At 58.5% G+C, this 6,719-nt stretch carries 8 protein-coding genes and 1 pseudogene; 5 read left to right on the forward strand and 4 right to left on the reverse strand.

Going from position 1 to position 6,719, the window contains the following annotated elements; genetic code table 11:
• A partial coding sequence (locus QT222_RS08895; RefSeq protein WP_491476959.1) for a pyridoxal-phosphate dependent enzyme occupies positions 1-643 on the forward strand: 643 nt, incomplete at its 5' end.
• Here QT222_RS08895 and QT222_RS08900 read toward each other — a convergent pair.
• Complete coding sequence (locus QT222_RS08900) at positions 640-1,488, reverse strand: carbon-nitrogen hydrolase family protein (RefSeq protein WP_491476960.1); 849 nt, start codon at positions 1,486-1,488, stop codon at positions 640-642. The two genes, QT222_RS08895 and QT222_RS08900, sit on opposite strands and share 4 nt — an antisense overlap.
• Positions 1,489-2,066: 578 nt before the next feature.
• On the opposite strand from QT222_RS08900, the pseudogene QT222_RS08905 reads away from it, so the two are divergent.
• Both QT222_RS08905 and QT222_RS08910 read left to right on the forward strand, forming a co-directional pair.
• Positions 2,067-2,438 (forward strand): annotated as a pseudogene (locus QT222_RS08905) (cupin domain-containing protein).
• A 68-nt stretch (positions 2,439-2,506) separates the two neighbouring features.
• Positions 2,507-2,695 carry a DUF8027 family protein gene (locus tag QT222_RS08910; RefSeq protein ID WP_004060779.1) on the forward strand — a complete coding sequence of 63 codons (189 nt, stop codon included), beginning with the start codon at positions 2,507-2,509 and terminating at the stop codon, positions 2,693-2,695.
• An 81-nt stretch (positions 2,696-2,776) separates the two neighbouring features.
• Here the strand turns inward: QT222_RS08910 and QT222_RS08915 are convergent, their stop codons facing one another.
• Complete coding sequence (locus QT222_RS08915; RefSeq protein ID WP_004060778.1) at positions 2,777-3,097, reverse strand: EthD family reductase; 321 nt, start codon at positions 3,095-3,097, stop codon at positions 2,777-2,779.
• Between the two features lie 148 nt (positions 3,098-3,245).
• Here QT222_RS08915 and QT222_RS08920 point away from each other — a divergent pair, with 148 nt between their 5' ends.
• Positions 3,246-4,013, forward strand: a complete 768-nt coding sequence (locus QT222_RS08920) for an IclR family transcriptional regulator (protein WP_004060777.1) — start codon at positions 3,246-3,248, stop codon at positions 4,011-4,013.
• Between the two features lie 631 nt (positions 4,014-4,644).
• Here the strand turns inward: QT222_RS08920 and QT222_RS08925 are convergent.
• A complete protein-coding gene (locus QT222_RS08925; protein ID WP_491476961.1) occupies positions 4,645-5,496 on the reverse strand; it encodes an enoyl-CoA hydratase/isomerase family protein in 852 nt (283 codons plus the stop codon).
• Positions 5,493-6,377, reverse strand: coding sequence for a 3-hydroxyacyl-CoA dehydrogenase family protein (locus QT222_RS08930; protein ID WP_491476962.1), 885 nt, complete (start codon positions 6,375-6,377; stop codon positions 5,493-5,495). Before QT222_RS08930 ends, QT222_RS08925 begins: the two co-directional genes overlap by 4 nt.
• Positions 6,378-6,461: 84 nt before the next feature.
• Between QT222_RS08930 and QT222_RS08935 the strand changes: the two genes are divergently transcribed.
• A partial coding sequence (locus QT222_RS08935) for a thiolase family protein (RefSeq protein WP_491476963.1) occupies positions 6,462-6,719 on the forward strand: 258 nt, incomplete at its 3' end.

A 6,719-nucleotide genomic window follows, 5' to 3' on the forward strand; every position in this document is an offset into this window, starting at 1 on the left:
GTTAGAGGACTACGCGAAGAAGATCGACGGGACGCAGTACCTCGTCGGAAGCGTCGTCGGCCCGGACCCCTTCCCGCGGATGGTTCGGGACTTCCAGAGCGTCATCGGTGAGGAGGCACGCGAGCAGTTCCTCGACCGGACGGGCGAACTCCCCGACGCCGCCGTTGCGTGTGTCGGCGGCGGGTCGAACGCCATCGGCCTCTTCCACGCCTTCCGCGACGATAACGTGTCGTTCTACGGGGCTGAAGGAGGCGGTAAGGGGCCCGACTCGAAGCAACACGCTGCACCCCTTGCAAAGGGGAAAGACGACGTTATCCACGGGATGAAAACCCGCGTTATCGACGACGACGTGGAAGTTCACTCGGTCTCCGCCGGGTTGGATTACCCCGGTGTCGGCCCGGAACACGCGATGTTCCGCGCGCTTGGCCGTGCTGAGTACACCGGCGTCACCGACGACGAGGCGCTCGCGGCGTTCCGCGAACTCAGCGAGACCGAAGGCATCATTCCGGCGCTCGAATCCAGTCACGCCGTCGCGCGAGCGATTCAACTCGCGGAAACAAGCGAACACGACACCATCCTCGTCAACCTCTCCGGACGCGGTGACAAGGACATGGAGACCGCGGCGGAGCGATTCAGCCTCTAACGACCCGAGGGTTCATTTTCGTATTCGTTTTTGTACACGTCTGGTCGAGCATGCTGGAGCGTCTGCATGTCGCGGCGGATGTCGTCGAGGTAGTCCAAGTCGATAGTCGAAGTGGCGATTTCCTCTCGGTCTTTCGCCTTCGCCACGACGTTCCCCCACGGGTCGACGACGACCGTGCGCCCGTATGTCGGCTCCGAAGCCGGTTTGGTTCCAATCTGTGCGGGTGCGACGACGTACGCCTGATTCTCGATGGCCCGCGCCCGCAGGAGCGCCTTCCAGTGGTCTTTCCCCGTGTACATGGTGAACGCCGATGGGACGAGGAGGACGTTTGCCCCTCGTTGAGCCATCGTCTGGTACTGCTGTGGGAATCTGAGGTCGTAGCAAATCGAGAGGCCGAGCGTCGCAAGCTCGGTATCCACGGTAACGACGTCGTTTCCGGGAGCCACGTAGTCGGATTCTCGCTGTTCGACGCTTCCTTCCAGTTCGATGTCGAAGAGGTGGACCTTGCGGTAGTAGTCGAGTGCGTCGCCGTCGGGTCCGATAACGGCAGACGTGTTGTACACGCGCTCTGAGCCGGGAATCTGCTCGAAGAAGCTCCCTGTGTGGACGTAGATACCGTGTTTGTCGGCTCGCTCGGCGAACTGCTTGACTGTCGGTCCGTCCGCGGGTTCCGCAACCTCGGGATACCGGCCTCTGTCGCCCATATACGTCACCATCTCGGGGAAGGCGACGAGGTCAGCGCCCGCGCGGGCGGCCTCGTCCACGAACGAGAGCGCCCGGTCGAGGTTATCCTGTTTGTCGTCCTTCGAATCCATCTGGCACGCCGCGACGACGAACTGAGACATCGTACGTGAGTGTTCGTGCTCGTCCGTTATGGTATTCAGGTTCTGTTGGGTTCCGCAGTGAGTGGAGCAAGTAGAGCGAGTGGAGTAAGTGGAGCAAGTAGAGCGAGTGGAGTAAGTGGAGCAAGTAGAGCGAGTGGAGTGAATGGCGTGCAACCGTTTCAGGACAGTCTTTGCTCGACGAAGGCCACGGTCTGATTCACCGTCCGCTCGAACCACGGCGCTTCGGTGAAAAAGAAATGGCCACCCGGTGGCGTGTGCAGTTCGACATCGACCCCACATCTGTTGCGGCGGGAGTCGGAGTTCTTCGAGATTCTGCATCAACTGCGCAGGCACCATTCTGCTAGTTGTCTTCAGTCACTTTGAGAATACATTTCACATGCTTGAGTGCATAAATATGATAATAAACGCACCTACTGTACAAATTGTAAAAATTGTACAAATTATATAATTTGTGAATGTATCGTACTGTTGGGATGTTTACACTGTTCAGCCAGTCTCTACACCCAACTCGTAACAACTGGGTTGCTATCTCTCCTTACACCCCACACCTATTATTCCGCACCCCATAGCCCGTAGCGATGCACAAACACGCCTCCCTCTCGAACCTCGAACTGCACGACGTCGAACACGCGGACGCGAAGGTCCGCGCTGTCGGCTACGAACTCCGCCCCGAGAAGATGCGCCCGACGGTCTGGGTATTCGAGGCGGGTGGTTCCGGACCAATGCACCGCCAAACCGCACAAGAGGAACTTTAACACGCTCTCTCCGGCCGATTCGAGATGGTCTTTGCCGACGACGATGGAACGGTGACCGAGACGCTCGAACTCGCATCCGGAGATATCGTCGTCGTCTCTCCCGACGAAGTGCGGCAACTCCGGTGTCTCGATGCCGGTGAGGTGTTCGTCGTCGGCGCACCGAACGTGAAAGACGACGGTGTGGTCGTGGACTAATCACGCACTGCGTGGCTCCATTCTTCCTCCCTCTGTGTTATAAGTTATCGCACAACATATGTTCGTCTATGGTAATCCCCGGCTACGACCCAGAAGACCTCAACGACCGACTCGAAGAGTTGCTTTCCGAGCGCGACAGAGAGACGTACCTCACGCCTGAAGAACAAGCACAGTACGAAGCGGGGGAAAATCTAGTCGACTTGCTGTCGACCGACGACATCCGCGACCTCCTCGATGAGGAACGAGCGGATACCTAAGCAGCGACCTGCGTGTTCAGAGCGGATTCAGCCCGTGTTCTTTTCGTAGCACGTCGATGTAGTCGCGGAAGCCCGGTTCGGTCACGACCTGTCGAGTTGGACCGTCTCTTCGACGTAGAGCGTCGGGCCCTGTTCCATGTCGATGAACTCGGCGGCGTCGGCGTTCACCTCTTTGCCGATGTCGGAGTCGAACGCCGCCTTCAACGCGCCCATATCCTCGAAGTAGAGTTCGACGATACCGTCGTACTCGGACCGCTCGGGGTTTGCTGGAAGGCTCGTTACGTATTTCTGTAAGCCGGGGAGTTCTTTCGCGATGTCGGCGTGCGAACCCATCCAGCGCTCGACGAACTCCTCGTGACTGTACTCGTCCGCTCGGACGACTAGATTCACCAGTTTAATCATGCACGTCGGCTATCCTCCCGGATACTACTTTGCTCTATCGCCCACCGCTAATCGGATAGTACCGCTGACCCGCTCCGTTCGAAGTACCTGAACGCGCGTTCGAATTTTTCGAACAAAGTTTATAACGAATGAACACGGATGCCACACAATGGCAGACGACGAACAGCGCCGACCGGTGAAGACGGCAGCGACATCTTTTGGCATCCTCGAACGGCTCAAGGAACGAGGACCGCTCGGACCGACTGCTCTCGCGTCGGAACTCGGGCTTGCGAAAAGTACGGTTCATCGGCACCTGAAGACACTGGAACGAGAGGGACTCGTCGTTCTGGACGACGACGGCTATCGAGTCGGGCTTCGACTCCTCGATTTCGGCATTTACGCGCGTAACCAGCACCAATTCTACGAGGTGGCGAAGCCGAAACTGGAAGAACTCGCCGAGCAGACGGGCGAGAAGGTGTGGTGCGTGACAGAAGAACAGGGACGCGCATACCATCTCTACGGCGCGGCCGGTAAGCACTCGGTTCGGACCCCGGCGAGAGAGGGAACACGGTCGTACCTCCACCAACTCGCCGCCGGAAAGGCGATTCTGTCTGCATTCCCCGACGAGCGAGTCCACGAAATCATCGACCAACACGGTCTTCCGGAGAAGACGCCGCATACGATAACCGACCCGGGCGTACTCTTCGAGGAATTGGAAACCATTCGCGAACGCGGATTCGCGCTCAACCGCGAGGAAATCGTCCCGAAACTCCACGCCGTCGGTGTCGCCGTCACCGACCAAGATGGCTACCCAGTCGGCGCAATCAGTATCTCCGGCCCGTCGAACCGACTCAAAGGTGACCGTTTGACTGACGACCTCGCCGACCTCCTTCTCGGGGCCGCAAACGAGGTCGAAATAAACCTCAACTTCTCCTGAGCGTCGTTTTCGATTCGTCATCCGTCTCGAAGAGATAGAACAGTTGTTCGAATCGTTCGAACGCACTGTTCTGTCTCTGAACCCCCGATACATGCGTAGAATGCTTGCTTTTGGGTGGATAGACTCTCTATTCGATTATCTGCCACTAGATTGTCTCGTTCGAATAGCTCGAATAGAACTAGACCAAACAATAGTTATCTTTGTGGTGTCTATATAGGTATTCTGGCAAACAATTACATTAGTATGGGTGTAATGCACCTCGCTGCTTGAGTGCTTCTGCGGCGCTCCTGTGTTGACCCAGACGGTGTTGCTCCAGACATTACTTTTCGAACCATCAACTCGACGCAGTCACTCGGCTGTCTCGACTCTTTGAACACCTGTTCTTTTCTTTCGAACGACGGTTCTCACTCTTCGGACATGTGTTCTGAACTTACGTACTCTCGTTCGAATATGCGGAACGAATGGCGGGCTCAGTACGTTTCCAGCACTCCTGAATCTGGGTGTATGTGTCCGTGTATAGCATACTCATCCGTCTTACCGGATTCAGAAACTACATTCGGGAGGGACAACGTGTAATTCGGTCGTTTACAGTACCAAGTGGATAGCCAATAGCGTTCGAATTATTCGAACACTATCGTTCGTGCCACTCGGGTTCCCGGTCCTCGAAGAACGCGTCGATGCCTTCGTCCTTGTCTGGTGACCCGAATAGTTGGGCGAACAACTCGGCCTCGTATTCGATTCCCTGTTCGAGGTCCATCCGCGAGGCGGCTTTGACCGCCTTCTTGGCGAACTCCAGCGCGACGGGACTCTTTGCCGCCATCATCTCGGCGAGTTCGTACACTCGGTCGTCGAACGTCTCGTCGTCGTGAACCTCCTCGACGAGTCCGATATCCGCCGCTTCTGCGGCCGGGATGAGTTCCCCCGTTAGGATGAGCCGCATCGCGTGCCCTTCGCCGACGAGGCGGGCGAGGCGTTGTGTGCCGCCGCCGCCGGGCATGATGCCGAGATTAATCTCTGGCTGGCCGATTTTCGCTCGCTCGTGTGCGATTCGAACGTCGCAAGCCTGAATTAGCTCACAGCCGCCGCCGAGTGCGTGCCCGTTAATGCGAGCGATAACCGGCTGTCGGAGGTCGTCGACGTACTCGTACACCCGCGGGCGCTTGCTCGCCTCGCGCTGTTCGAGCATGTCGCGCTCGCGGAGTTCCGTTACGTCCGCACCGGCGACGAACGCCTTTGCCTCGTCCGCCCCCGTGAGGACGACGACGCGGGCGCTGCTCTCCTCGATGGCGTCGAGGACGCGCTTGAGTTCGGCCCGAAGCGTCGCGTTTAGCGCGTTTCGGGCGTCGGGTCGGTTCATCGTCACCGTGACGACGCCCTCGATACGGTCATCGACGACCACATCGACCGTTTCGCACTCGGCAGCGATTGACTCCACGCTCGCCGGTTCACCGTCTTCGCCTATCGACTCGTCGTGGTCGCTCATCGGCCCATCACATCCTCGCTGACGCCGACGATTTCGCCGTCTTCCCAGACGTAGAAGCCTTCGCCGGTCTTCTTGCCTAACTTGCCAGCGCGGACCTTCCGCTTGAGAATCTGCGGCGGGCGGAATCGCTCACCTAACTCTTCGCGCAGGTATTCGAGAATCCCGAGACGAACGTCGAGACCGACCACGTCGCCGAGTTCGATTGGACCCATCGGGTGGTTGTAGCCGAGTTCCATCGCGTCGTCGATGTCGTGCGGTGAGGCGACGCCTTCCTGAACCATTCGCATGGCTTCGACGCCGAGTGCGACGCCGAGACGCGACGAGGCAAACCCGGGCGAATCGCCGACTTGGACGGCCGTCTTGTCGATTCCCTCCACGAAGTCGTTTGCGAACGTCAGCGTCTCTTCGTCGGTCTGCTCGGCGACGACGACTTCCACGAGACCCATGATGTGAACCGGGTTGAAAAAGTGGAGTCCGACGCCGCGCTCCGGCCGGTCGAGGGCGCTCATAATCTCCGTCACCGAGAGCGACGACGTGTTCGACGCGATAATCGTCTCCTCGTCAGCGAGTGATTCGACCTCGCTGACGGTGTCGCGCTTCAGGTCCATGTCTTCGGGTACTGCTTCGATGACGAGGTCGGCGTCGGCGACAGCCTCGTCCAGCGAGGCCGTCCCCGAGATTCGGTCGAGCGTGGCCGACATCTCCTCGGGCGTCACCTTGTCGCGGTCGACGCCGCCCTGAAGGTTCTCCTCGATTGCGTCCAGCCCGTTCTGGACGTACTCCATTTCGATATCTCGCATCGTCACCTCGTGGCCGGCCATCGCGGACACCTGTGCGATTCCGTGTCCCATGGTTCCGGCACCGAGTACACTCACTTGCATCACCGAAAAGGGGTTCGTGAACCATCATAATCATTTGCCTTCATTCAACGAAGGTTCAAGGCAGATGCTGTCACACCAATTGGTATGAGCCGTTCCACTGAGCGAGCAGTCATCGTCGATGCAGTTCGAACGCCACAGGCGAAGAAAGACGGCGGTTTCGCGGACGTGTACCCGGAGGATTTGGTTATCGCGGTGCTAGACGCACTCACCGATAGAACCGGCGTCTCGCCCGACGAGTGGGTCGATTTCCGCCTCGGCTGTGCGAATCAAGAAAACGAACAGGGGCGAAATCTCGCGCGACAGTCGCTTCTCGCCGGGGGCTTCCCCGAGTCGGTTCCGGGC

The sequence above is a fragment of the Haloferax sp. s1 genome, from assembly GCF_058382125.1.

Excerpts from the sequence above, each read along its gene's own strand:
- QT222_RS08920 (WP_004060777.1), top strand. The coding sequence starts at position 3,246 with ATGGCAGACGACGAACAGCGCCGACCGGTGAAGACGGCAGCGACATCT.
- QT222_RS08910 (WP_004060779.1), top strand. The coding sequence starts at position 2,507 with ATGGTAATCCCCGGCTACGACCCAGAAGACCTCAACGACCGACTCGAA.
- QT222_RS08925 (WP_491476961.1), bottom strand. The coding sequence starts at position 5,496 with ATGAGCGACCACGACGAGTCGATAGGCGAAGACGGTGAACCGGCGAGC.
- QT222_RS08900 (WP_491476960.1), bottom strand. The coding sequence starts at position 1,488 with ATGTCTCAGTTCGTCGTCGCGGCGTGCCAGATGGATTCGAAGGACGAC.
- QT222_RS08930 (WP_491476962.1), bottom strand. The coding sequence starts at position 6,377 with ATGCAAGTGAGTGTACTCGGTGCCGGAACCATGGGACACGGAATCGCA.
- QT222_RS08915 (WP_004060778.1), bottom strand. The coding sequence starts at position 3,097 with ATGATTAAACTGGTGAATCTAGTCGTCCGAGCGGACGAGTACAGTCAC.